The sequence below is a fragment of the Mobilicoccus sp. genome, assembly GCF_032060985.1.
In the GTDB taxonomy this organism is placed as follows: domain Bacteria; phylum Actinomycetota; class Actinomycetes; order Actinomycetales; family Dermatophilaceae; genus Mobilicoccus.
Window position 1 is genome coordinate 40,317 of sequence record NZ_DAMBGD010000002.1, and the last position, 24,058, is coordinate 64,374.

Annotated in this window: 19 protein-coding genes and 1 pseudogene; 9 read left to right on the forward strand and 11 right to left on the reverse strand. The window is 72.5% G+C overall.

The features are described 5' to 3' along the window. Nucleotides 1-259: 259 nt before the first annotated feature. From RT054_RS01935 to RT054_RS01950, 4 genes are all read right to left on the reverse strand, one after another. Nucleotides 260-1,108, reverse strand: coding sequence for a crotonase/enoyl-CoA hydratase family protein (locus tag RT054_RS01935; protein WP_313021879.1), 849 nt, complete (start codon nucleotides 1,106-1,108; stop codon nucleotides 260-262). Further along, nucleotides 1,105-2,886, reverse strand: coding sequence for a signal peptide peptidase SppA (sppA, locus tag RT054_RS01940; protein WP_313021881.1), 1,782 nt, complete (start codon nucleotides 2,884-2,886; stop codon nucleotides 1,105-1,107). Before sppA ends, RT054_RS01935 begins: the two co-directional genes overlap by 4 nt. Before the next feature lie 233 nt (nucleotides 2,887-3,119). Next, nucleotides 3,120-5,048, reverse strand: a complete 1,929-nt coding sequence (gene acs, locus RT054_RS01945; RefSeq protein WP_313021883.1) for an acetate--CoA ligase — start codon at nucleotides 5,046-5,048, stop codon at nucleotides 3,120-3,122. A gap of 268 nt (nucleotides 5,049-5,316) precedes the next feature. Next, nucleotides 5,317-6,753, reverse strand: coding sequence for a S8 family serine peptidase (locus tag RT054_RS01950; RefSeq protein ID WP_313021884.1), 1,437 nt, complete (start codon nucleotides 6,751-6,753; stop codon nucleotides 5,317-5,319). A 550-nt stretch (nucleotides 6,754-7,303) separates the two neighbouring features. Here RT054_RS01950 and RT054_RS01955 point away from each other — a divergent pair. Next, entirely contained in the window at nucleotides 7,304-8,629 is a 1,326-nt protein-coding gene (locus tag RT054_RS01955; RefSeq protein WP_313021885.1) for a S8 family serine peptidase, read from the forward strand. A gap of 243 nt (nucleotides 8,630-8,872) precedes the next feature. Here the strand turns inward: RT054_RS01955 and RT054_RS01960 are convergent, their stop codons facing one another. The 6 genes from RT054_RS01960 to RT054_RS01985 all read right to left on the reverse strand — a co-directional run bounded on the left by RT054_RS01960 (nucleotide 8,873) and on the right by RT054_RS01985 (nucleotide 15,097). Further along, a complete protein-coding gene (locus RT054_RS01960) occupies nucleotides 8,873-10,504 on the reverse strand; it encodes a cation acetate symporter (RefSeq protein WP_312719757.1) in 1,632 nt (543 codons plus the stop codon). Beyond that, the gene (locus RT054_RS01965) at nucleotides 10,501-10,857 is read right to left on the reverse strand and encodes a DUF485 domain-containing protein (protein ID WP_313021887.1); all 357 of its coding nucleotides are present in this window, start codon (nucleotides 10,855-10,857) and stop codon (nucleotides 10,501-10,503) included. Before RT054_RS01965 ends, RT054_RS01960 begins: the two co-directional genes overlap by 4 nt. A 226-nt stretch (nucleotides 10,858-11,083) precedes the next feature. Further along, the gene (locus RT054_RS01970) at nucleotides 11,084-12,601 is read right to left on the reverse strand and encodes a cation acetate symporter (protein WP_312719753.1); all 1,518 of its coding nucleotides are present in this window, start codon (nucleotides 12,599-12,601) and stop codon (nucleotides 11,084-11,086) included. Then, the gene (locus tag RT054_RS01975; RefSeq protein WP_312719752.1) at nucleotides 12,598-12,981 is read right to left on the reverse strand and encodes a hypothetical protein; all 384 of its coding nucleotides are present in this window, start codon (nucleotides 12,979-12,981) and stop codon (nucleotides 12,598-12,600) included. Before RT054_RS01975 ends, RT054_RS01970 begins: the two co-directional genes overlap by 4 nt. A gap of 7 nt (nucleotides 12,982-12,988) precedes the next feature. After that, entirely contained in the window at nucleotides 12,989-13,768 is a 780-nt protein-coding gene (locus RT054_RS01980; RefSeq protein WP_312719751.1) for a LytTR family DNA-binding domain-containing protein, read from the reverse strand. A gap of 114 nt (nucleotides 13,769-13,882) precedes the next feature. After that, on the reverse strand, nucleotides 13,883-15,097 hold the full coding sequence (locus RT054_RS01985; protein ID WP_312719764.1) for a histidine kinase: 1,215 nt from the start codon (nucleotides 15,095-15,097) through the stop codon (nucleotides 13,883-13,885). 389 nt (nucleotides 15,098-15,486) lie between these two features. Here RT054_RS01985 and RT054_RS01990 point away from each other — a divergent pair, with 389 nt between their 5' ends. The 8 genes and pseudogenes from RT054_RS01990 to RT054_RS16480 form a co-directional block, all read left to right on the forward strand. Next, the gene (locus RT054_RS01990) at nucleotides 15,487-16,350 is read left to right on the forward strand and encodes a hypothetical protein (RefSeq protein ID WP_313021889.1); all 864 of its coding nucleotides are present in this window, start codon (nucleotides 15,487-15,489) and stop codon (nucleotides 16,348-16,350) included. 1,357 nt (nucleotides 16,351-17,707) lie between these two features. Further along, nucleotides 17,708-18,484, forward strand: a complete 777-nt coding sequence (locus RT054_RS01995) for a hypothetical protein (RefSeq protein WP_312719749.1) — start codon at nucleotides 17,708-17,710, stop codon at nucleotides 18,482-18,484. Continuing rightward, nucleotides 18,481-19,917: a TadA family conjugal transfer-associated ATPase gene (locus RT054_RS02000; RefSeq protein ID WP_313021890.1), complete on the forward strand. Its 1,437-nt coding sequence runs from the start codon at nucleotides 18,481-18,483 to the stop codon at nucleotides 19,915-19,917. The genes RT054_RS01995 and RT054_RS02000 overlap by 4 nt, the downstream gene beginning before the upstream one ends. After that, nucleotides 19,914-20,711, forward strand: coding sequence for a type II secretion system F family protein (locus RT054_RS02005; protein ID WP_313021891.1), 798 nt, complete (start codon nucleotides 19,914-19,916; stop codon nucleotides 20,709-20,711). Before RT054_RS02000 ends, RT054_RS02005 begins: the two co-directional genes overlap by 4 nt. Nucleotides 20,712-20,742: 31 nt before the next feature. Continuing rightward, entirely contained in the window at nucleotides 20,743-21,321 is a 579-nt protein-coding gene (locus RT054_RS02010; protein ID WP_313021893.1) for a type II secretion system F family protein, read from the forward strand. Nucleotides 21,322-21,540: 219 nt separating this feature from the next. Beyond that, nucleotides 21,541-21,792, forward strand: coding sequence for a DUF4244 domain-containing protein (locus RT054_RS02015; RefSeq protein WP_313021895.1), 252 nt, complete (start codon nucleotides 21,541-21,543; stop codon nucleotides 21,790-21,792). 157 nt (nucleotides 21,793-21,949) lie between these two features. Continuing rightward, nucleotides 21,950-22,300 (forward strand): TadE family type IV pilus minor pilin, encoded by a 351-nt coding sequence (locus RT054_RS02020; protein ID WP_313021898.1) that lies wholly within the window; start codon nucleotides 21,950-21,952, stop codon nucleotides 22,298-22,300. Beyond that, nucleotides 22,290-22,703, forward strand: a pseudogene (locus RT054_RS16480) (Rv3654c family TadE-like protein); the annotation flags it as partial. The gene RT054_RS02020 and the pseudogene RT054_RS16480, both read left to right, overlap by 11 nt. Before the next feature lie 210 nt (nucleotides 22,704-22,913). On the opposite strand, the gene RT054_RS02025 reads toward RT054_RS16480, so the two are convergent. After that, on the reverse strand, nucleotides 22,914-23,804 hold the full coding sequence (locus RT054_RS02025) for a hypothetical protein (protein WP_313021900.1): 891 nt from the start codon (nucleotides 23,802-23,804) through the stop codon (nucleotides 22,914-22,916). Nucleotides 23,805-24,058 lie beyond the last annotated feature (254 nt).

Genomic DNA, 24,058 nt, shown 5'->3' on the forward strand with positions numbered 1-24,058 from the left:
TGCGGGGTGCGTGTGCGCGTCGATGTGGCAATGGCGGCGGCGTCGAGGGGTGGCCACGGCGCGCGTCAGTGGTGTTGCCGCAGGTCAGCGCCTTGTCCTGTGGTGTGGGGGTGCGTCGACTCCGCTGATATTGCCACTTCGCCTGGGCGCAGGACGGCGCGAAGGTCTCCTTGCCGGAGCATCTCGGGACTCCCCACCGTCACGGCAGGATCGGCGGCGTCCTGGAGGGCCGCCGATCACCGAGGCGGGCGACCCGCGGTCAGTCGCCGGTGAACTCGCCCCGGCGCTTCTCCCGCATCGCGGCGAGGGCCTCGGCGTGGTCCTGCGTGTGATGCCCCAGGGGCTGCATCGCGGCGGAGAGCTCGAGGAGGGTCGACAGGCTGGAGTGGCCCGACTCCCGCAGGAGGCGCTTGGTCATACGGACGGCTCGCGGAGGGTTGACGGCGATCCGGCGGGCGAGGTCATGGGCCGCGGGGAGGAGGTCGTCGGGCTCGACCACCCGTGAGACGAGCCCCCACTCCAGGGCGGTGGCGGCGTCGACGCGGTCACCGGTGAGCGCCATTTCGGCGGCCCGCGCCGCGCCGACGACGCGGGGCAGGAACCACGCCCCTCCGTCGCCGGGGATGATGCCGAGCTTGACGAAGCTCTCGGCGAAGAAAGCACGCGTCGAGGCGATGCGCAGGTCACACATGAGGGACAGGTCGCAGCCCGCCCCGACGGCCGGGCCGTTGACGGCCGCGACGATCGGCACGTCGACGTCGTACAGCGCCCGCGGAATCCGTTGGATGCCGCGGCGATATCCCTCACGCAGCTCTGCCGGTGACCCGCCGAACATGCCGGACTTCTCCGCCATCGCGGTGATGTTGCCGCCGGCCGAGAACGCCGATCCGGCCCCGGTGAGGACGACGACGCGCACGTCGTCGTCGCGTGTGACCCGGGCAGCGGCGTCCACGATCGCCTCGACCATGTCGTCGTCGCTGATCGCGTTGCGGATGTCCGGGCGGTCGAGGGTCCACGTCTCGATGTGTCCGTTGCGGTCGACCCGCACCGGTGGACCGGACCGGTGGTCGCCGTCGTGTGCCGGGTCGCCGGTGTGATCGCCCGTCATCGGCCCACTCCGTCGGCCCAGCGGATGGGGGTCATGGTGAGGACGCCGGTGCCGCGCAGCCCGAGGGCGGTGAGGGCGTCGTCGAGGAAGGGGATGCCTTCACCCAGGGCCGCCCGGACGGCTCCACCGGCCAGGTCGGCGGTGAGGCGGTCTGGGCGAAGGCTCATGGTCGTGGGCGCGTCGGAGTTGTCCGAGGGCATGAACCGGTCGAAGATGCCGAGTTTGGGGCTGATGCGGGTCGTCGTGGTCTCCGGGTCGAGATCGGCCAGGGCGCAGGCGCGGTCGATCGCGGTGCGCAGCCCGCCGACGTGGTCGACGAGGCCGAGGTCGGCGGCCTGGGCGCCGGTCCACACCCGTCCGCGTGCCCGTGGCTCCAGCTCGTCGAGGGGCAGGCCGCGGTCCTTCGCCGCCTTGGTCGTGAAGTCGGCGTAGATCTCGTCGAGCATCCGCGACAGCAGGGCCCACTCGTCCTCGGTGAACGGGCGCTGGCCCGAGAGCATCCCCGCGTACCGACCCTTCTCGACGAGAGCACGGTTGATGCCGATCCGCTCGAAGCCGGCCTGGGTGACGAATTTGCCGGCGAGCACGCCGATCGAGCCGGTGAGGGTCGTGGCATCGGCGACGATCTCGGTGCTCGGCATCGAGATGTAGTAGCCGCCCGAGGCGGCGACCGAACCCATCGACGCGACGACCGGCTTCTCCTTCTTCAACTGCAGGATCTCGCGGCGGATCGCGTCGGAGGCGACGGCCGAACCGCCGGGGGAGTCGACCCGGAGGACGACGGCGCCGATCTTCTCGTCCTGGGCGACGTGTCGCAGCGCCGCCCCGAGCGAGTCCGACCCGATCGAGCGGCCTTCGAACGGGGAGTTGCCCGCCCGCCCGAGGTGGATGACACCGTTCGCCTGGACGACGGCGACGACCTTGCGGCCGCGTCCGCGCACGGCCTCGACGGCGGAGAACCCGGAGTCGTATCGCTCGACGTACCGCAGCTCGACATCGTCCTCGGCGCCGACCTTCTCCCGCAGCGCGGTGTAGGCCTCGTCGCGGTACCCGACGCGGTCGACGAGGCGGAGGTCGAGGGCGCGCTGAGGGGTCAGCGCACCCTCGTCGAGCACGGTGCGCACGTCGTCGACCTCGAGGCCGCGGCCGCGCGCGATTCCGGCGAGCGAGGTCTCGAGGGCGGACTCGGTGAGCGCGTCGAGCATCTCGAGGTTGGCCTCGGAGGGGTGGGTCTGGGTGTACAGCTCGGCGGCGCTCTTGTACTCGTGGCGTCGGTCGAACTGCGGCTCGACGTCGAGCTTGTCCAGGGCGCCGCGAAGGTGGAGCGACTCTGCGACGGCCCCCGTGACCTGGAGGTATCCGCTAGGCTGCAGCCAGACCTCGTCGGCGGCGGTTGCGACGAGGTAGCCCCAGGCCCCGTTGGTCATCTCGCCGTAGGTCTCGGCCCAGGCCACGACGGGCTTGCCGGAGTCAGCGAAGCCCTCGACGGCGGCCCGCACCTCCTCGGCGTGGGCGGGGGTGAGGGTCGGGGCGTGCGCGTGGACGATGAGCCCGAGGATCTTCGCGTCGCCGGCCGCCTCCCGGAGTCCTTCGACGACGGCGTGGAGGGTCGGGGTGTGGCGCTCGCGGAGGGCCTCCAGGGGCGAGGTCGGCGCCGTCTCGCCGATGCCGCGGGCGAGGTCGAGTTCGAGGAGGCAGGAGCCGGAGAGTCCCGGCACCTTGCGCAGGGCGTGGGTGTCGAAGGGCAGGCGGTCGAGGAGGTCGCTGATTCCACTCACCCCCCGCACGCTACCGACCCCCACCCCCACGGCGCGCGCAGAAAGAGTGGATGACGTCATCGGTCCGAGCCCGAGCCCGAGCCCGAGCCCGAGCCCGAGTCCGGGTCCGGGTCGGAGTCGGGTCGGCGTGGGGACAGCGGCCGCGTGAGGCGGCACCTCGTGACGCAGCGCCCCGACCGGCACGAGTCCGGTGGGGCGCTGCGGGGTGGAGCGGGTCGGGTGTCGGCTCCGGATCAGCCCCTGTTCATGCCCTTCTTGATGAAGTCCATGACGGACGCGTCGGTGAGGGTCGTGGAATCGCCGATCTCGCGGCCCTCGGCGACGTCCTTGAGGAGGCGTCGCATGATCTTGCCCGACCGGGTCTTGGGCAGTTCCGAGACGACCATGATCGACTTCGGCCTCGCGATCGGGCTGATCTCCTTGGACACGTGGGCCTTGAGGTCGGCGACGACCTTGTCCTCGTCGGATCCGGCGGCGTCGCCGCGGAGGATGACGAACGCCCACACGGCCTGGCCGGTCATGTCGTCGGCGGCGCCGACGACCGCGGCCTCGGCGACCGTCGGGTGACTCACGAGCGCCGACTCGATCTCCGCTGTCGAGAGGCGGTGGCCCGACACGTTCATCACGTCGTCGACGCGGCCGAGGAGCCAGATGTTGCCGTCGGCGTCGTACTTGGCGCCGTCGCCGGCGAAGTAGTACTTCTCACCGAACCGGCTCCAGTACGTCTCCCTGTAGCGCTGATCGTCACCCCAGATGCCGCGCAGCATCGACGGCCACGGCCGCGTGAGCACGAGATAGCCGACCTTCTCGGGCTCGGTGAACGGCTCGCCCGCGTCGTCGAGGATCTCGGCGCTGATCCCGGGGATGGGCCGCTGGGCCGACCCGGGCTCGAGCGTCGTGACGCCGGGCAGCGGCGAGATCATGATCGCCCCGGTCTCGGTCTGCCACCACGTGTCGACGATGGGGGCCGAGCCGCCGCCGATGTGCTCGCGGTACCACCGCCACGCCTCGGGGTTGATCGGTTCGCCCACGCTGCCGAGCACGCGGATCGAGGAGAGGTCGAACTTCGCCGGGATGTCGACGCCCCACTTCATGCACGCCCGGATCGCCGTGGGTGCGGTGTAGAGCACGGACACCTTGTACTTCTCGACGATCTCCCACCAGCGGCCTTGATGCGGGTGGTCGGGAGTGCCCTCGAAGACGACCTGTGTCGCGCCGTTCGCGAGCGGCCCGTACACGAGGTAGGAGTGCCCGGTGACCCAGCCGACGTCGGCGGTGCACCAGTAGACGTCGGTGTCGGGGTGCACGTCGTGGACGACGGCGTTCGTGTACGCCGCCTGTGTGAGGTACCCGCCGGAGGTGTGGAGGATGCCCTTCGGCTTCCCCGTCGTGCCCGAGGTGTAGAGGATGAACAGGGGATGCTCGGCGTCCATCGGCTGCGCCTCGTGCTGCTCCGGCTGCCGGTCGACGAGTTCGTCCCACCACACGTCGTGGTCGTTCCACTGCACGTCGGCGCCGGTGCGGCGCACGACGAGCACGTGTTCGACGGGGGAGTCCTCATGGGCGGCGGCCTCGTCGACCGCGGCCTTGAGGGGCGCCACCTTGCCCTTGCGGTGTTGCCCGTCGGCGGTGATGACGACGCGGGCCTCGGCGTCGGCGACGCGGCTGCGGATCGCGTCGGCGGAGAACCCGCCGAAGATCACGGAGTGCGGGGCGCCGAGCCGAGCGCACGCGAGCATGGAGACGACCGCCTCCGGGATCATGGGTAGGTAGATCGCGACCCGGTCGCCCTTGCCGACGCCCAGCTCGGTGAGGGCGTTCGCCGCCTGACACACCCGCTTCTGCAGGTCGGCGTACGTGATCGTCTGGGTGTCGCCCTCGGCGCCCTCGAAGTGGATCGCGACGCGCTCGCCGTGGCCGGCGTCGACGTGGCGGTCGACGCAGTTCTCGGCGACGTTGAGCTGCCCGCCGACGAACCACTTGGCGAACGGGGCGTTGCTCCAGTCGAGGGTCTGGTCGAAGTCGGTGCGCCACGTGACGTAGGCCCTGGCCTGGTCGGCCCAGAATCCCTCGAGGTCGTTCTCGGCGGCCTCGAAGAGGTCGGCCTTGCCTACGGCCTGATCGGTGAACTCCGGTGAGGGAGCGAGGTTGGCGTCGGGCACGTGGTCCTCCTGAGGTCGACGGCGGGGCCGGTGTGGTCGAGGTCACTTCTCGTCCGCACAGTACCGTCCGTCCGAGCCCGCGCGGGGTGGGAGGGCCCAGCGTCGGCGGCCGGTCACGTCCATGCGGCGAACGGCGAGCCGTCGGTGCCGCCTCTCCGACCCCCTCCTGGCGTGGCCGTCGTCACGGCGTCCATCATCTCCGTGCACCGTCACGACATCGCCACCCTGCGACGTCGTCACCGTCACGACGTCGGCAGGTCGCGAGGGCTCACTTCACAGCGGCGAGGGCGTCGACGAGTCCGTGGCCGTAGTAGCTGGTGACCGAGCCCTTGCGGCGGCAGCCGGTGTCGCGGGGGCAGGGCAACGGCCGGGCCTGCCGCTTGAGCATGCCGGTGAGCTGCGTCGGCGTGGCCTTGGGGTGGCGGGTGGCGAGCAGGGCGAGGACGCCGGTGGCGTGCGGGGCCGCCATCGACGTGCCCGATTCGATCGCGTACCGGCCACCGGGCACGGTCGAGAGGATCTCGTCGCCCGGTGCGGTGACGTCGACGATGCCGAGGCCGTCGTTGGAGTACGGCGCGAACTCCCGAGTGCGGTCGACCGCGGACACCGAGACGACGCCCTTGAGCTCCGTGGGCAGATCGGTGCACCCGGAGTTGATGCGGCGGGTGCGGGCACGCGCGTCGGTGGGGCTCTCGCTGTCGACGCCCTTCTTGGTGAGGTCGACACCGGAGTTGCCGGCGGCGGCCACGTTGACCATCCCGCGCCGTGCGGACCAGGCGAACGCCCGCTGCAGCGAGGTCTTGACGGCCCGCTGACCGGGCTGGTCGTCGCACCAGAAGACGAAGGGATCGACGAAGTAGCTGTGGTTGGCCACGCGGGCGCCGGACCGCGCTGCCGACATGACTCCGCACAGCGCGTACTCGGGGTAGATCATCCCCTGCTCGTCGACGACCTTGATCGAGGACAGGCGCACCCCGGGCGCCTCGCCGACGACGCCGACACCGTTGCGCGCGGCTCCGACGATCCCGGCGACGTGGGTGCCGTGCGGGTTGTTGGTGGCGCGCCACGCGCCGACACCCTTGACGGGTCGGCCGCCGTTGGTGCACCCGATGGAGGTGGCCGGGTCGAGGGCGCCCTTGAGGTCGGGGTGGGTGGGATCGACTCCGGAGTCGACGATCGCGACGCGGACGGCCTTGGACCCGCGGGTGACGCGGTGGGCTTGATCGGCGCGGACCATCGACAGGTTCCACAGCCCCCGCTCCCGCCCGCCGCGCGACCCGGAGGTGACCATGCGGGCCGACGTCGGGGTGGGGCGAACCGGGACGGTTCGGGTGGCGCCGGCCGACTCCACCCCCCGAGCGGTGCGCACGCGTCCGAGGAACCGGGCGTCGGTGGACTGGACGACGAGGACGCCGATCTCGGGCCACGCGGCGACGACCCGGCCCCCCGCACGGACGACCGCCCGGTGCCCGAGCAGACGGGTGTTGCGGGACGTGTCGCGGAGGTTGACCAGGTAGCTCGCCGTGCGCCCGTGCGTCGGACGCTGCGCGATCGGTGTCGAGGGCTGGTCGACCCCCCGTACGGGGGAGGGGGTGGCCGGCAGGGACGACGACGCCGTGACCGTGGCCGAGGCGGGAGCGTCCGCGAGGCCGAGGGGGGTGAGGGCAAGCACGGAGCACAGGGGGATCGTGAGTGCACGGACCACGACGGCCTCCTTTGGGAATCAGCGGGTCGGCGGCCCCACGGGCCGCACCGTACTGGCACCGCCATGAGGGGCGCCCTTTTCGTTCAGCCTAGGGGGTGACGCCGACAACCCTGTCCCCCGCGGGGCCGCGGCAGCCGTCGGAGGGGTGTCGGCGAGGGCGGCGGGGAGCCCTCCGAAAGAGTGCGGCGGCTGCGAATCGGCCCTGTTCACAGCGGTGTTCACTCGCGTCGCGACGCCGGGGGAGACCTCCCGGCGGGCCGGCGACCGTTCGGCGACCTGAACGCAACCCGTGAAAACCATGGTCGAAATCCTTGAGGCCGCGCCCGCGCACGTGTCTACTGGACCGGCCGGACGGTGATGTCCGACAACCCCCCTGAACTCAGGAGACTTCGTGAATCCATCCTCACGCCTCGCGCGCTTCGGTCTGGCCCTGACCGCGGCGGGCACGCTCGTGGCTCCCATGTCTGTCGGCTCTGCCTTCTCGGCGTCTGCCGCGCCGCAGGCAGATCCCTCCACTCCGGTGCCGGTCGTCGCACCCGAGGGGCAGACGATGAGCTACATCGTCAACGTTCGCACGGTCAACCACGGCCAGATCAAGAAGGCCGAGCGGCTCGTCGCCGCCGCAGGTGGCACGGTCGTCCAGCGGTACGAGGAGATCGGCGTTCTCGTCGTGCAGTCGACGCGCTCCTCGTTCCTCTCCTCGCTCCGCTCGGGCGACAAGGGCACCATCGCGTCCGTCGGTCCCACGCGGACGGTCCCGGTCAAGGAGGCCCCGGGCGCGGGTGTCGGCCGTCCTGTCCCGCCCGGTCACCGCAAGCTGGCCGACGTCGAGGGCACGTACACGGGCACGCCGTCCGGAGCCGCCCCCGGTCAGGACCCCATGGAGCCCGACCAGTGGAACAACCGCCTCATCAACGCCGACAAGGCCCACCAGATCACCGATGGTGACCGCAAGGTGACCGTCGCGATCGTCGACTCCGGCATCGAGGCCGACCACCCGGACCTGAAGGCCAACATCGTCCCGTCACTGTCGGTGAACTGCACCGTGAGTGGCGTGCCCGACTCGGCGGGTTGGGAGGCGACGACGAGCTCGCACGGGACGCACGTCGCGGGCACGGTCGCCGCCGCCCGCAACGGCGTCGGCATCGTCGGGGTGGCTCCCGCGGTCAAGCTCGCCTCGGTCAAGGTGGTCAACGACGACGGGTTCATCTACCCGGAGTACGCCCTGTGCGGCACGATGTGGACCGCTCGCAAGCAGATCCCCGTGGCCAACCACAGCTACTACATCGACCCGTTCCAGTTCTGGTGCGGCGACCAGGTCGACCAGGCCCCGGTCGTCGAGGCCATGCGTCGGGCCTACGCGTTCGCCGACAAGCGCGGCGTCGTCAACGCGGCCGCCGCCGGCAACTCCGCCTACGACCTCGCGAACAAGGGGACCGACGACACCTCGCCCAACGACTCCACGCCGATCCAGCGCACGATCAACAACTCCTGCCTCGACATCCCCACCGAACTCCCGGTCGTCGTGACGGTGTCGGCGATCGACTCGGCGTCGGCCCTCGCCTCGTTCTCGAACTACGGTGAGGGCGTCATCGACGTCGCGGCTCCGGGTCGTCGCATCCTCTCGACGTACATGGGTCAGCGGTGGCTGCTGTTGTCCGGTACGTCGATGGCGTCCCCGCATGTCGCCGGCGTCCTCGCGCTCCTCAAGGGCACGCATCCGAACGCGACCCCGCAACAGCTCGTGGCCCTGCTCAAGGCCCAGGCGACCGACCACGCCTGCCCCGCCGGTGACGCGCGGTGCACCGGTACTCCCGCGAACAACGCGTTCTACGGCGACGGCATCGTCGACGCCCTCAAGGCCGTCAAGCGCTGACGTCCCCCTCCGCCGCGGAGTCCTCCGCACGGACACGGCCCCGGACCACGAGGACCCCCCCTCGGTCCGGGGCCGCGTCGTGTCCGAGCTGCGAGCCCGCGCGGGTCGACGCCGCGAATCCTCGGCGGGCGCGCGACGCGCGGGACGTCGCCGGTGGCGGGTCGGCGGATCCTCCGGCGCGGGCACGACGACGCCGCCCCGGACGTGGGGTCCGGGGCGGCGTGATCGAGGGCGGAGACGGGGTCAGTGGGCGAGGACCTCGCCGGAGACGCCCGCGCCGGTGAGGGAGCGGACCTCCATCTCGGCGTACTTGGCCTCGTTGTACTCCTTGCTCGTGACCGAGCCGAGCCAACCGAGGAAGAACCCGAGCGGGATGGAGATGATGCCGGGGTTCTCCAGCGGGTAGAGCGCGAAGTCGGCGGTGGGGAAGATCGACGTCTCCTTGCCCGAGGCGACGGGGGAGAAGATGATCAGCAGCAGGCACGAGGCGAGACCGCCGTAGATGCTCCAGAGGGCGCCGCGGGTGTTGAAGCGCTTCCAGAAGAGCGAGTAGAGGATCGTCGGCAGGTTTGCGCTCGCCGCGACGGAGAACGCGAGGGCGACGAGGAACGCGATGTTCTGGCCGTAGGCGAGGATGCCGCCGGCGATGGCGATGACGCCGACGCCGAGGGTGGCGAGTCGGGCGACGCGCACCTCCTTCTCCGGTGAGGCGTGACCGCGGTTGACGACCTCGTTGTAGATGTCGTGGGCGATGGTCGCGCTCGTCGTGATCGTGAGGCCGGCGACGACCGCGAGGATCGTTGCGAACGCGATACCGGAGACGATGGCGAGGAAGACCGGTCCGCCGAGTTGGAGGGCGAGCAGCGGTGCGGCGGAGTTCGCCTTGCCCGCCGCGGCGTTGATGCGGTCCGGGCCGACGAGGGCGGCGGCGCCGTAGCCGATGAGGAGCGTGAACAGGTAGAACGCACCGATCAGCCAGATCGCGACCTCGACCGACTTACGGGCCTGCTTGCTCGTAGGCACCGTGTAGAAGCGGATGAGGACGTGGGGCAGGCCCGCGGTACCGAGGACGAGTGCCATCGACAGCGAGATGAAGTCGAGCTTCGTGAGGTCGGACTTGCCGTACTTGAGGCCCGGGTTGAGCAGCGCTTCGCCCGCCTTGGGCGAGTTGGCCACGGCGGCGTCCATGACGCCCGGCAGGCTGAAGCCGTAGAGCCCGAGGACCCACACCGACATGATGAACGCGGCGCTGATGAGCAGGCAGGCCTTGATGATCTGCACCCAGGTCGTGCCCTTCATGCCGCCGATCATCACGTAACCGATCATCACTGCGCCGACGACGGCGATGACGACGTTGATGGCGGCACGACCGCTGAGGCCGAGGAGGAGGGCGACGAGACCGCCCGCGCCGGCCATCTGGGCGAGGAGGTAGAAGAAGGACACCGCGAGGGTGCTCGTCGCGGCGGCCATCCGCACGGGACGTTGGCGGAGGCGGAAGGAGAGCACATCGGCCATGGTGAAGCGGCCGGTGTTGCGCATGAGCTCGGCGACGAGGAGCAGCGCGACGAGCCAGGCGACGAGGAATCCGATGGAGTAGAGGAAGCCGTCGTAACCCTGCAGGGCGATGGCGCCGGCGATGCCGAGGAACGAGGCCGCCGAGAGGTAGTCACCGGCGATGGCGAGACCGTTCTGCCGCCCGGAGAACGCGGCGCCCCCGGTGTAGTACTCGGCCGCGGACTTCTTGCCGGCGGCGACCTTGATGACGACCGTGAGGGTGCCGACGACGAAGATGACGAAGATCGCGATGTTGAGCAGCGGGTTGCCGACGTCGGGGGCGGCGCCCTCCATGGGGGCCAATGCAGTGAGCGTGCTCATCGGACCTCACCCGTTTCGGTGTCGTGCGGCGTGCCGGAGATGCGGGCGCGGAGGGCCTCCGCGCGGGGGTCGAAGACCCGGTCGGCCCAGCGCACGTAGGCGATCGTGATGCCGAACGTCGTGACGAACTGCAGGAGGCCGAGGATGAGGCCGAGGTTGATGTTCGAGACCACCTTGATGGACATGAACTCGGGGAAGTACGCCGCCAGGACGACGTAGGCGAAATACCAGACGAGGAAGAAGATCGTGCAGGGGAAGACGAATCCCCGGAAGCTGCGGCGTAGTTCCTTGAACTCCTCGCTCTCCTGCACCTGGCGGTACGGGGACGAGGATGTGGGGCTTGTCGTGTCCACCGACGAGCACCTCCTTGTGGTCGCGTCGAACGTTCGGGAAGGGGGCGACCCCGGTCTCGGGGCCGTGCGTGGGCCCACTCTCCGCCCGTGACCCGCGTCACCGGCAGAGGGCGCGGGGATCGAGAGTCCGGCGGTGCGTGCGTTGCGGCTGACGGCGGGGGCGTCGGCGCCGAGCGGTCGGGGCAGGACGCCGAGCGGGCGGCGCGCCACGCGGTGGCGGTGCGAATCAGACGCTGCGGCTGGGCTGGACGCCGCTCGAGCTGCGATCGGGGGTGTGGAGGCGGGTCATGATCCGCTGTGTGCCGCGTGGGACGCGGTCGGCCGTGGCGAACGAGGCGAGGACCGCGGTGACGAACGCGAGCGGCACGCTCCACGCCGCGGGGCGGGTGACGAGAAGGCCGAGCACTCCGCCGGGAACGTGCCCGGTGAGGACGGCAGCGGCGCAGGCGAACGAGCCGGCGGCCCCGGCGGCCATGCCGAGCGCCGCGCCGCGGGCCGTGAGCCCGCGCCACCAGACGCCGAGCGCGAGCAGAGGACACAGGGTGGAGGCGGAGACCGCGAAGACGAGCCCGACGGTCGTCGCGAGCCCGACGCGTCCCAGCGCGATGGTGATGATCAGGGGGATGAGCAGCGAGATCACCGCGGAGACCCGGAAGCTGAAGATCCCGTCCACGTCGTCGCCGGTCCAGGCGCGGAGCCGCGGGCGGACGAGGTCCTGGTCGACCACGCCCGTGACGGCGACGGCGAGTCCGGAGGCGGTCGAGAGGAAGGCGGCGAAGGCCCCGATGGCGAGGAGGACGACGAGCGCCTCCCCAAGGGCTCCCGGTGCGACCGCCCGCGGCAGGAGCAGGACGATCTCGTCGGCCTGGCCGTCGGCGGCGAGCTCCGGCAGGTACACCTGGCCGAGGGCGGCGTAGACCGGCGGGAACAGGTAGAAGAGCCCGAGCAGCCCGATGACCGGCACCGTCGTCCGCCGCGCGGCCTGCCCGTCGCGGTTGGTGTAGAACCTGACGGCGACGTGGGGCAGGCCCATCGTGCCCAGGCAGAGCGCGAGAAGGAGCGAGCCGGTCGCGTACATCTCCATGCCGGCCGACACCACGGGTGGTGTCGGCAACCGCGGTGTGGTGTGCCCGTCCCCCACCCAGATCGAGATCAGGACGAGCGCGGGGACGGCGATCGCGACCAGCTTGACCCAGTACTGCACCGACTGCAGGTCGGTGACCGAGCGCATGCCGCCCGACACGACGTTGACGGTCACCACCGTGACGACGAGGCCGCTGCCCACCCATCCCGGAGCGCCCGTGAGTGTCGAGACGGCGATGTCGGCGCCCTGGAGCTGGGGTACGAGGTACAGCCACCCGATGAGCACGACGAGGATCGAGGTGAACAGGCGTAGGCGGGGGCTCTGCAGCCGCAGCTGGGCGAAGTCCGGCAGCGTGTAGGCGCCGGAACGCCGGAGGGGTGCGGCGATGAGCCCGGCGAGGACGACGTAACCGAGGGTGTAGCCGACGGGGAACCACAGCATCGACCAGCCGTGCCCGTAGATCAGTCCGGCGATGCCGAGGAACGACGCGGCCGACAGGTACTCGCCGCCGATCGCGAACGCGTTGCGCCACGGGGTGACGCTGCGTCCCGCGACGTAGAAGTCCGAGGTGGTGCGGGACAGCCGGACGCCGTGGATCCCCCCGACGACCGTGGCGAGGCACGTGAGCGTGATCGCGACGATGACGGGCGCGGAGGTCACGGGGAGTCCATGAGCTCGACGAACTCGCGCTCGGCGCGCTCGGCGGCGCGGACGTAGCGGACCGTCAGCGTCACCGCGAGGGGGTAGACGAGCACGCCGAGCAGGGTCCAGGCCGTCGGCAGCTCGACGGCCCCCACCCGCCACGTCGGGGGGAGGAGGAACAGGGCCATCGGCAGGAGGACGACGAGCAGGGCCACGGAGGCGACGAGCGACAGGGCGAGGCGACGTTGCACACGCAGGATCGCGTCGACGTACACCTCCCCGAGCGAGGTCTCCTCGTCGAGATCCCGGTAGCGCGACCGGTCGCCGACCCGTGGGGCCGTGTGGCGTGGCGACGTCACCTTGACGCGGCGGGGGGCGCCGCGTCCGGGCGTGGTCACTCGGGCCTCACGACTGGCCCGTGCCGCCGCGCCGCGGGAGTCGGATGAGCCGGTCGCGCAGGTCGCGGGTGTGGCGCCGGCTCACCTGGAGTTCGATGCCGTCGCCGACGACGACGATGCTGCGCCCCCCGTCGGTGCGCACCTGGGTGATCGCGGGGAGGGAGACGAGGGTGCTGCGGTGGATCCGGGCGAACCCGGCCTCGGCCCACCGCTCCTCGAGGAGGGTGAGGGAGACGCGCAGCAGGTGCGAGCCCTCGGCCGTGTGCAGGCGGGCGTAGTCGCCCTGCGCCTGCACGTAGAGCACGTCGGAGCGTTGGACGAACGAGGTGACCCCGCCGAGTTCGACGGGGATCGTCTCGTCCGGCACGGTCGGGGTCGTCGGCGTGGGGGCGTTTCCCGTGCGGGCGGCGACGACGCGGCGCACCGCCTCGGCGAGTCGGGACTCACGGACGGGTTTGACGAGATAGTCGGTCGCCGACACGTCGAACGCGTCGACGGCATGCTGCTCGTAGGCCGTGACGAAGACGATCTGCGGCCGCTCGGCGAAGCGGGCGAGGACACGCGCCAGCTCCATGCCGTCGAGACCGGGCATGCGGATGTCGCAGAACAGCACGTCGGCCGGCGACTGCTCGAGGGCGCGCAGGGCGTCGGCGCCGTTGGCCGCCGTCCGGACCTCCCCGATGCGGCCGTCCTGTTCCAACAGCCACGCGAGCTCGGCACGGGTGGGCGCCTCGTCGTCGACGACGAGCGCCCGCAGCCCGGCCGTTCTCGGGGCGTCGGTTGCCATGCTCTGAAGAGTACGGTCTGCGGCCCGGCGCTCGGGGGGTTCCGGCTCGGACGGAATGGCGGCGGCGTGCAGGCCGTCGCGCGGAGGGCGGGCCGGACGGGGTGGGTCCCGGGGTCAGTGGTCGGGGTCGGGGTGGAACTTCGGCACCCGGAAACTCACGCGCGTGCCGGCTCCGAGCGCCGTCTCCACCGTGAGCCCGTACTCGTCGCCGAACGTCTGCCGCAGGCGCGCATCCACGTTCGCCATGCCGACGTGGTCACCTGCCTCGTCGCCCGCGAGGACGGTCCGGATGCGTTCCGGGTCGGCCCCTGCGCCGTCGTCCTCGATGACGATCTCGACCTCCGTGCCCACGTCGTGCGCCTCGATGCGGATGAGGCCGACGCCCGTCGCGGCCTCGATGCCGTGCTGCACCGCGTTCTCGACGAGGGGTTGGATGGCGAACGAGGGCACCCGCACACCGAGGACCTCCGGTGCCACCCGCAGCGTCACCTGCATCCGGTCGCCGAACCTCGCCTCCTCGAGCACGAGGTACCGCTCGATGTTGACGAGCTCGTCCGAGAGGGGGGTGAGCGGGCCGGTGCGGCGGAAGGTGTAGCGGGTGAAGTCGGCGAAGTCGAGGAGGAGTTCACGGGCGCGGGCGGGGTCGGTCCGCACGAACGAGGCGATGGCGGCGAGGGAGTTGTAGACGAAGTGCGGGCTGATCTGCGCCCGGAGGGCACGGAGCTCGGCCTCGACGGCGCGCCCGCGTTCGCGGCCGAGTTCGGCGATGTCGATCTGGGTCGCGATCCACACGGCGACGGCCTCGGTGGCGCGCACGAGATCGCTGGAGGATCCCTGATGGTAGGAGGCGAGCACTGCGACGACCCGGTTGTCGCTCACCACCGGCGCGAGGATGGCGGCCCGCATGAGGCAGTCGGGATCCTCGCAGGCGACGACGCGCTCGTCGAGGCGGACCGTGCGTCCGCCGGTGAGGACGGTGCCGAGCTGTGCGGCGAAGTCGCGGCGGTGGTGTTCGGACCGGCCCTCCCACGCGAGCACGCCACCGGCGTCCCCGATCGCGACGGCGTCGACGCCCAACAACGGTCGCAGGTCCCGGGCGGCCCGCGAGGCGGCCTCGGGGGTGAGCCCGTTGCGCAGGTGCAACGCCGCCGTCGACGCGGCGTGCAGGGTGCGGTAGGTCGCGGTGCTCTCCGGGGAGGCGATCCGACCGCGCAGCCGTAGCACCACCGCGACGAGGGTGAGGACGGCCGCGACCGCGGCGATGAGGGCCAGCACGAACGTGCCGGCGCCCGTGCCGAACTCCGGGCGTGCCAACACCGTCACGTCCATGCTCACGTCCGCACTCTACGAGGTGGACGGTCCTCGCCCGGGGCGACGACGCGGGACCTGCCGGTCTCGTCGGGGTGCCGCTCAGGGTCTCTCACCGTCATCGACGCGTCGTCCGTCCCGGACCGTGACCGAGGGCGGGGGGCCGCGGTGGTGCCGCCGCGGTGCTACCCGCGCGGTGATGCCGCCGCGGCGGGAGCGGCACGGAGGCGGGGACCGCGGCTCGGGACGATCGACGGCAGCGCGTCGGGCACGGTCGTCTCGTTCGGGGCGTGTGGCGGGAGGGGCGGCGGACCGGGACGGGACGCGACGGCCGCGGTGGCCGGGCGTGGGAGGGGTGTCACGCCGCTGCCGGTGAGGGGGTGGGGCAGGGCGCCCCTACGCTGGGCGGCATGCCCGACACCCGTGTCCTCGACTCGCTGCACACCATCGCCGCCTGGCCCGCCGTGGCCGAGGCCCTGCAGGAGGCGTCCGAGGCGTGCACACGGCTGCGCTGGCACGAAGGGCTGCGCCGACGCGCCCCCGAGGCGGCGGGGGAGTCGCGCGTGCGGGGGGCGCGGTGCTCGGCCGAGATGGACGGCGCGCGGTCCGACGACGCCGTCGTCCGCTCCTTCGTCATCGGCGCGACACCGTGGCCGGAGCAGCCCGACCCCGCCCTGTCGGTCATCCGCGGCGCCATCCAGGTGACGGCCGAGGCCGAGCACGTCGGCCGCATCGTCGGCACCGCACCTCGGCAGGCGCTCGCTCGTCTCCACACCGCCGCAGCCGAGCCGATCCTGCAGGGGGAGGACCGGTCCTTCATCGGTCGGCCCCGCGAAGGGCAGGAGTGTGCGGAGATGGCGGATCTCGGTCGGCCCCCGGCCGATGTGCCCGGGCGCCTGTCGGGCGTGGTCGATCTCCTCGACTGCGTCGGCACGCCCGGCGTGCCCGTCGCGCTCGTCGCCGCCCTCGCCCACGCCGAGATCGCCGTGGTGCGCCCCTTCCTGAGGGGGAACGGGCTGGTGGCGCGGGCGGTGGAGCGGGCGCTCGTACACGCCGGAGGGGTCGACCCGACCGGTGTGAGCGTGCCCGAGGCCGGTCACCTGCGCCGCGGTGCGACGCCGTACCTCGGCTCCCTCACGGCCTATGCCCGTGGCGGTCGCGAGGGCGTGGAGCTGTGGGTGCGTCACGTCGCCGGGGCGATCACCGACGGCGCGGCCGAGGGTGAACGGATCGCCGACGCCGTCCGCGCCGGGCGTCTCGACCTCGCGCCGTGAGTGGCTCGGACCACCGTCACCGAGCGATGCGGTCGGGCCCACCGAGCGACGGGGACAGGGGTGGCTCCCCCCGCAAGCGGGGCCGAGGCGGAGGGCGTCGGTCACGACGTCCCGTGGCCTCGTCGTGGGCGGCCGACGACGTCCTCGTGCCGCATCCGGCGTCCTCGTGTCGGCATCCGCCGCCGCACGCAGATCCATCGGCGCCACACCCGAACGCCCCCACGATCAGACTACGCCGCAATGACCGGATTCACGGGCGGAAAGCCTTGCTCCGAGCCCCTCGTAGGCGCATGCTGAACGTGTCGAGAAAACGAGGAATCGTCGGACCGACGCAGGTGAGCACACCGGGCACCCACACGCAGGCAGTCCACTGATGGACCGGTCCGCTTGATGGGCTTGACCCATCCGGACGGCTACGACAGCACGCTTGATCACCCGGTCGGTTCACCCGAGGACGGCACTCCTTCTCCAAGGGGTGCCGTCGTCGTGTGCCCTCGCGATCTCCCTCCCCTCCGTGCTCGGTTCCCCGTGCTCGGTTCCCCGTGCTCAGTTCTCCGACCCTCGCCCCTCCGGCAGGGGCCTGCCCCACTCCCGGTGGGGTCCTGGGGACGGAGATCGGCCACGGGCCCCGGAGGGGTCGTCGGCCCCGCCCAGCCGCGGTGCCGTGACGGGCCGCCGCAGTGCGGCGCGCGCGGGGCCCGCGGTGACCGCCGTCCGCAAGTCGGTTCTCCTGGGGCCACCCGTGTGCCGGCCACGTCGGGGTCGACCGGTGCGCGCCGCCGCGTCGACACGGCGTGTCGGCACAGGTCGGCCCCCCGTCGCCGGGGCCCGACCGGCGCCGCGACAGACCCGACCCGTCCCGAAGTCCCGGAGGTGGGATGCCGTGAATGCCAGGCGGGGCCTGTGCGGGCGTGTCTGTGCTGGTCACGGGCTTGATCGGGGGAGGCGTGCGGGCGGACGCATTCGAGCGACTTTCTCCCGACTTGGAATTGCCAATCGGACGTCCAACCCGCACAATGGTGACAGCGCTCCCTTCGGGTTGAGCGCGGCGCACCAGCTCCTCCCCCCCGGGGCTAGGCGCGTTTGGCGGCCCCCGTTGTCCCCCCAGCGGGGGCCGCCCCATGTCCGCTTCCAGCTCGCGTCCAGCCGCATGCGCGGGTCTCTGCCGCCGTCCTCAGCGCGTCGAGGCGGGACGCAGTCGCGCGGGTGCCTGGGATGGCAGGGCTGCTCACCCAGGAAGGCCGGCCGAACCGTGCCGACCCGTGGCTCGTCCACACCCGCGCGCGGCACGCCGTCTCGTCCACAGCTCGCGCCGCGCCCGGGGCGCCGGGGGTGCCTGCGCCTGCAGGCTGCGCCCATGTCCCGTGTGATCTCCGTCGTCGGCACCGCCGGTGGTGTCGGCGCCTCCGTCCTCGCCTCCGCCCTGGCGATGCGTGCCTCCGAGCTGGGCGCGGCGGTCGTCGCCGTCGACGCCCGCCCGTACGGCGGGGGGCTCGACGTGGTGCTCGGCGTGGACGAGTTCCCCGGGATCCGCTGGCGAGACCTCGCCGACGCCGCCGGTCCCCTCGACGGTGTCGAGATCTTCGGTCGCCTTCCTCTCGCGGACCGCTGCGGGGTGCTGTCCTTCGACCGCGAGTTCCCCGTCGTGCCCTCGGGGGAGGTCCTGTCGGCGGTCGTCACGGCGTTGCGGTCGGTGAGCGACATCGTCGTCCTCGACGCCCCGCGGGCGGGGGAGTGCTGGGAGGGTGAGGTCGCCGGCGTGAGCGACGAGGTCATCGCCCTCACGGGCACGACGGTGTCGGCGCTCGCGGGGGCGGCGGCCTCGGTCCCGCATCTCGACGCCGTCCACGACGTGCTGTGGCTCGCCTGCCGAACCGACCGCGGTGCGGCCGCCGACCTCGACCAGCGCCTGCCCCACCTCCTCGACGTGCCGTTCCTCGGTGCCGTCCCCACCGACCCCAAGGTCGAGGCGTGTCTCACCGACGGTCGTCCGCCGCCGGACCGGGGACGTTTGGCGAAGGCCGTGGACGGGATCCTCACCCGTCTCCGGCCGATGCGACTCGACCGCGACCCCGTGGTCCCGGCATCGCGTCGCGGCCCCGTGCCGCGCCACTCCGGCCGGAGGTCGGCATGACCACCGCAGCGGTCTGGGATCACATCAGGCGCGGTCGCGGTCCCACCCCCGTCCGGGTCGCGGGGGCGGTGGGCGAGGACTCGGCGGTGCTCGGGACGGCAGGCGCCGCGAGGCGGGTGTCCTCCATCGAGGACGCGCTGCTCGGTAGTGGGCCCCTCGCCGATCTCGTCGAGGATCCCGAGGTCACCGACGTCCTCGTGAACGGCACCGACGGGGTGTGGATCGACCGAGGCGCCGGTCTCACTCGGGTGCAGGTGCACGTCGGGGACGCGACCGATCTGCGCCGCCTCGCCGTCCGCCTTGCGGGCTCGGCAGGTCGCCGCCTCGACGACGCGAGTCCGTTCGTCGACGGACTCCTCCCCGGAGGGGTCCGGCTTCATGCCCTGCTGCCTCCGCTCGTCGACGGCGCGGCGCACATCAGCCTGCGCATCCCGCGCAGTCACGCGCCCACCCTGGCCGCCCTCGAGCAGTGGGGTGCGTGCACCCCGTCGATGGCCGGCGTGCTGCGCGCCCTGGTGGCGCGGCGGTGCGCGTTCCTCGTGACCGGCGGCACGGGTTCGGGCAAATCGACACTCCTCGCCGCTCTGCTCGCCGAGGTGAGTGCGACTGAGCGGATCGTGCTCGTCGAGGACGTCAAGGAGCTGACCGTTCGGCATCCGCACGTGGTCTCGCTGCAGGCGCGTCAGCCCAACGTCGAGGGCCGGGGTGCGGTCGACCTCGCCACCCTCGTGCGGCAGAGCCTGCGCATGCGTCCCGATCGGGTCGCCGTCGGGGAGGTCCGGGGCGCCGAGGTCCAGGACATGCTCACCGCCCTCAACACCGGGCACGAGGGCGGCTGCGGCACGGTGCACGCCAACGCGCCCACCGACGTCGTGGCGCGCATAGAGGCGCTCGGTGCCCTCGCCGGCATGAGCCCCCCGGCGACGCGTAGCCAGGTCGCGAGCGCCCTGCAGGTCGTCGTGCACATGCATCGGGAGGGTTGCGCTCGAGTGGTGCAGTCGATCGGGGTGTTCGACGACGGCGCGAGAGGGCTGTGCGTCGTTCCGGCGCTCGTCCGCGACCGTGCGGGGGGCTACCGGGTCGAAGGTGGTCACGACCGTCTCGTCGACCTGCTCGAGACCAAACGGCTGGAGGGATCGGCGGATGTGGAGGAGCGTGGAGCAGCGGCAGCGCCCCCGCACCACGGAGGACCAGAAGGATGCGGGAGACCCGGCCGACCCGCGGGGCTCGGGCGACAGGGGCAGGACGGGGAGTCCGCACCGCCGAGACCGGGCGACCCGCCACAGCCGCCCCGGCCTCCCGCGAAGGACGGTCGACAGGCGCCGCCGGGGACACCCGCGCCGTCTCGACGGCCCACGGGAGACGGGCGCGTCGCTCGGGATCGGCGCCCGCTTCGTGAGCCGTCGTCGTGGAGCTCGGAGGTGGAGCGGTGAGCGGCGGGTGGGTTCCGCTCATCCTCGCCGTCCTCGTCACCATGGCCGCTGCGCTCCTTGCCACCGAGGCGCGCACCCCGAGGGTCTGGGCTCGTGCCACCGCGGGGCCGCGCCGCTCCGGCATCGCCGCCGGCGCCGGGGACGACGGCGGCAGAAGGGGCGGCGGCGGGCCCGACGTGGTGGGGGTCTCGCGTGTCGTCCGGGCCGTTCGCCGGCGGCCCGGCGTCAGAGGTGGGGAGTCCGAGAAGGAGACCGAGACGCTCCTCGCGTTCCTCGATGTGCTCGCCCCGAGTCTGCGTGCCGGCCGAGGCCCCGAGGAGGCGGCTCGGTTGGCGTGCCGGGTCGTGTCGGGCGGTGCGCTCATCGACGACATCCGCGCGGCCCTCGATCATGGTCGATCGGTGGAGACGGTCCTGGTGCGGCACGCCCGCACCCACGCCGACGTGCGGTTGTTCGCGCGGGCGTGGGAGTTGTCCGCACTCACCGGGTGCCCGCTCGCGGACACGGTGTCGTGCGTGTCGCGACTCTTGCGAGCCAAGCTCGCCCACCGCCGCCGGGTCGAGGCGGCCTCGACGGGGGCGCGCGCGTCGATCCGAATCCTCACCCTGCTCCCGCTGGGCGGACCCCTGCTCGCGATGGCCGTCGGTGTCGACCCGGTCGAGGCCTACGTCACCTCACCGACGGCCTGGGCCTGCCTCGCCGCGGGTCTGGGCCTCGTCGCGGTGGGTCGGTGGTGGGTCGAGCGGCTCGTGGCGCAGGTCGCCCGCGGGCCGGTCCTGGCAGGCCCGTCATGAACGCTGGGGGTCGGTGGCACGAGGCGTCCCCGTGACGCCTCTGGCCGTCGCCGTGCTCGTCGGCGTGGCCGTCACCCTCGTGCTCGCCGCGGGGGTCGGGTCCGGCGCCGGCACTCCCCTCGCCGGACGCGGCGGCCGACTCGCCCGACTCCTGCCGCCGCCCACCTCGGCTCCCACCCCGACGCTCGAGATCGCGGACGTCGCCGACCTCCTCGCCCTCGTCCTCCGCTCGGGCCGAGGAGTGACGTCCGCGATGTCGGTGGTCTCGGAGCGTGTGGGCGGACGGCTGGGTTCCGATCTGGCGGTCGTCGTCGCGGCGCGCGCATGGGGTCTCGAGGACGAACGGGCCTGGTCCGCCGTCGATCCGGCGTGGCAACCCGTCGCCCGTGCCCTCGTCCTCGCCGAGGCGGCCGGGGTGCCCCCCTCGCTCACCCTCGCCGAGGCCGCCGAGGACATCCGCCGGGCCGAGGATCATCGACTCGAGGTGGCCTCCGAACGTGTGGGCGTGCGTCTCGTCCTCCCACTCGGCCTCACGTTCCTTCCCGCCTTCGTGTTCACGACGGTGATCCCCGTCGTCGCCGCCCTCGCCCACGAGGTCCTGCAGCCGTGATCCACCGTCGGTGGTCGCGAACCGGGCGGCCATCGCTGCCGAGCCTGCGACGCACCCTGACCGGCGGGCCGTCGTCCACACGTTCGTGGTCCGGCGTCGCGCTGTCCACAGGTCCGGCCCGCTCCCCGAACCGCCTCGGCGGGGCGACGCACAGTCGAAGCGGCGCGTGGACGTCCACGCGCCGCAAGCCCATCAGCTCTTCCTCGAAGGAGTACGCCCATGTCGCTCGCTCTCGCCCGTCCCCAGCGCCGCGCCCCCCGCCGGATCGTCCGTCGCGCCCGCACCCACCTCGTCTCCCGATGGTCGGCCCTGCGGGGGGATCCCGAGGCCGGCATGACGACCGCCGAGTACGCCGTCGGCACCCTTGCCGCCTGCACCTTCGCCGCGGTTCTCATCGCCGTGGTGAAGTCGGGCGCGGTCACCTCGGCGATCACGAAGATCATCACCAACGCCCTGTCCATCGGCTCCTGAGATGAACCGCCGAGGGCGAGCCGGTCGGCAGCCGAACCGCATCGACACCCCCATGGACCCCCGTGCCGGGGTGGCCATCGCACCGGGGAGGTCGGAGCACACGACGGCGTCGTGCCGACCGCCGTCCCCGTCCCTCGCACGGGGCGGTGAGGCCGGGATGGTGACGGCCGAGATGGCGGTCACGATCCCCGTCGTCCTGCTCGTCCTCGCCCTCGTCCTCACCTCGGTGCGGGTCGGCATCGACCAGGTCCGCTGCGTCGATGCCGCCCGTGCCGGGGCGAGGGCGGCCGCACGGGGTGACGACGACGCAGCCGTCCGTGAGGTCGTGCTCCGGCAGGCCCCGCGCGACTCGTCGATCACCCTCGGGCGGACCGGCGGAGACGTGGTCGTCACCGTCGCCGCCCCGCCGGTCCTCGACGTGGCGATCCTGTCCTCCCTCCCCGCGCCTGGGGCCAGGGCCGTCGGCGCGATCGAGGGAGGGGTGGGGGGTGCCCGCAGTGATCCGTGACCTGCGGTCGCGTGGACGGGCCCTGGGGAGGTGTGCCCTCGGGGCCGCCGGCGACGACGAGGGAAGCGGCACGGTGATGGCCCTGGGCCTCATCGGGGTGTCGGCCGTGCTGCTCGTCGCCGTGCTCCTGCTCGGTTCCGTCTCTACCGCGAGTCACCGGGCGCAATCGGCGGCCGACCTGGCTGCGCTCGCCGGTGCCCGGGTGGCGGCGGGTGGCCCCGCCGCCTCGGCGATCGGCGTGGCCGGGGCCGTGTCGAGTCCCTGCGGCGAGGCATCCCGGGTCGCGAGCGTGCAGGGGGCGACGGTGCGCGAGTGCCGCGTCGAGGGGCAGGACGTCCAGATCCTCGTGGGCGTCGCCCCGTCGGGGCCGGCCGCTCGGTTCGGTCAGGCGTTGGCCGTCGCGCGGGCAGGCCCGGAGGAGACGATCACGGCCCCCTCACAGCCCTGGAACACCCTCCACGGGGATCACGAAGGCTCACGTCACCAGGGGCGGCGTGTCGTCGCGGCCCGCGGCGATGCCGACGGCCGACCAGCGACGAGCTCGCGGGTGGTGCCGACGTGGGCGGTGGTGCCGACGACAGCAGTGGTGTCGACGACGGCGGTGGAGCCGACGTCAGCGGTGGTGGCGACCGAAGCGGGCGGTGATCGCCGAGGCGATGTCGAGATAGGCCTCCCGGGTCTGGGACCGGAGCTGGTCCCACTCGAGGAGGGCGCCGTCGGCGACGTGTGGGTCGGCCGGCACGACGATGAGGTCGCCCGCCTTCCAGAGGTGCTGGGTGACGGCGTCCTTGTCGACGGACTTGCTCACGATGTCCTTCGCGGTGAGCACGACGATGCAGGTGCGGGCGAGGTCCTCGAAGCCGTTCTCCTCGAGCCACTCGATCGACTCCGCGGCACGCTTGGCGCCGGTGATCGACCAGGCCGCGGGGATGACGACGGTGTCGGCGAACTGGAGGATGCCCGCCATCAGCGGGTGGGTGACGCCGGTTCCACAGTCGATCTGGACGAACGAGTAGTACCGCTGCACCACCCGCATGATGTTCTCGAAGTCCTGGGAGCTGAGGGAGTTCCCCAACGTCGGGTTGGGTTCTCCCGGGAGCACGCTCAAGCGACCGGCGCTCACCGTGTACCGGGACAGCTCGTCCAGGCTCGTCACCTTGTCGACGTCGCGGGCGAGTCGGCTGATCCCCGCGAGCTTGCTGCCGACGAGCCGCTCCGCGAGGTCGCCGGCGTCGGGGTTCGCGTCGAGAGCGAAGACCGGGTCGGGCCGCAGGTCCGCGAGGGCGATCGAGGTCGCGGCCGTCGTCGAGGTCTTGCTGATCCCGCCCTTGAGGCAGAAGAACGCGGTGACGTGCCGGCCACGCAACTGCGTGGCGATGCGCGCCTCCCGGTCGCGCACGTACCGTTCCTTCGCCGACAGTCCCGGGTTCCACCGGCCCCCGGTGAGGGTGTACGCCGTCGCGCGCCACCCGCTCCGGGGCCGCCGCTCGCGGGGCTTGACCATGGGGGCGGTCCAGTCGGTGCGGGCGACCTCCGTGGGGCCACTCGTGGAGAGCCTCGACGACACCGCCGACGTGGGTGCGGGGTGATCGGTCGCAGGGGTCCCGGCGAGCGACCGGGAACCGGCGCCGTCGGAACCGGCGCCGCCCGAGTCGGTGTCGACGTCCGCGCTCGCACCCGCCCTCGTGTCCGCGGCTCGGCTCGCGCCGGCGCTCGCGTCCGTCCCCGCGCCCGCGTCCCCGTCTCGCGTGGGTCCGT

Coding starts and splice junctions, on each gene's coding strand:
- RT054_RS01960 (WP_312719757.1), bottom strand. CDS start 10,504: ATGAGCACGCTCACTGCATTGGCCCCCATGGAGGGCGCCGCCCCCGAC.
- RT054_RS01985 (WP_312719764.1), bottom strand. CDS start 15,097: ATGGACGTGACGGTGTTGGCACGCCCGGAGTTCGGCACGGGCGCCGGC.
- RT054_RS02025 (WP_313021900.1), bottom strand. CDS start 23,804: ATGGTCAAGCCCCGCGAGCGGCGGCCCCGGAGCGGGTGGCGCGCGACG.
- RT054_RS01995 (WP_312719749.1), top strand. CDS start 17,708: ATGTCCCGTGTGATCTCCGTCGTCGGCACCGCCGGTGGTGTCGGCGCC.
- RT054_RS01990 (WP_313021889.1), top strand. CDS start 15,487: ATGCCCGACACCCGTGTCCTCGACTCGCTGCACACCATCGCCGCCTGG.
- RT054_RS01935 (WP_313021879.1), bottom strand. CDS start 1,108: ATGACGGGCGATCACACCGGCGACCCGGCACACGACGGCGACCACCGG.
- RT054_RS01955 (WP_313021885.1), top strand. CDS start 7,304: ATGAGCTACATCGTCAACGTTCGCACGGTCAACCACGGCCAGATCAAG.
- RT054_RS02000 (WP_313021890.1), top strand. CDS start 18,481: ATGACCACCGCAGCGGTCTGGGATCACATCAGGCGCGGTCGCGGTCCC.
- RT054_RS02015 (WP_313021895.1), top strand. CDS start 21,541: ATGTCGCTCGCTCTCGCCCGTCCCCAGCGCCGCGCCCCCCGCCGGATC.
- RT054_RS01980 (WP_312719751.1), bottom strand. CDS start 13,768: ATGGCAACCGACGCCCCGAGAACGGCCGGGCTGCGGGCGCTCGTCGTC.
- RT054_RS02020 (WP_313021898.1), top strand. CDS start 21,950: ATGGTGACGGCCGAGATGGCGGTCACGATCCCCGTCGTCCTGCTCGTC.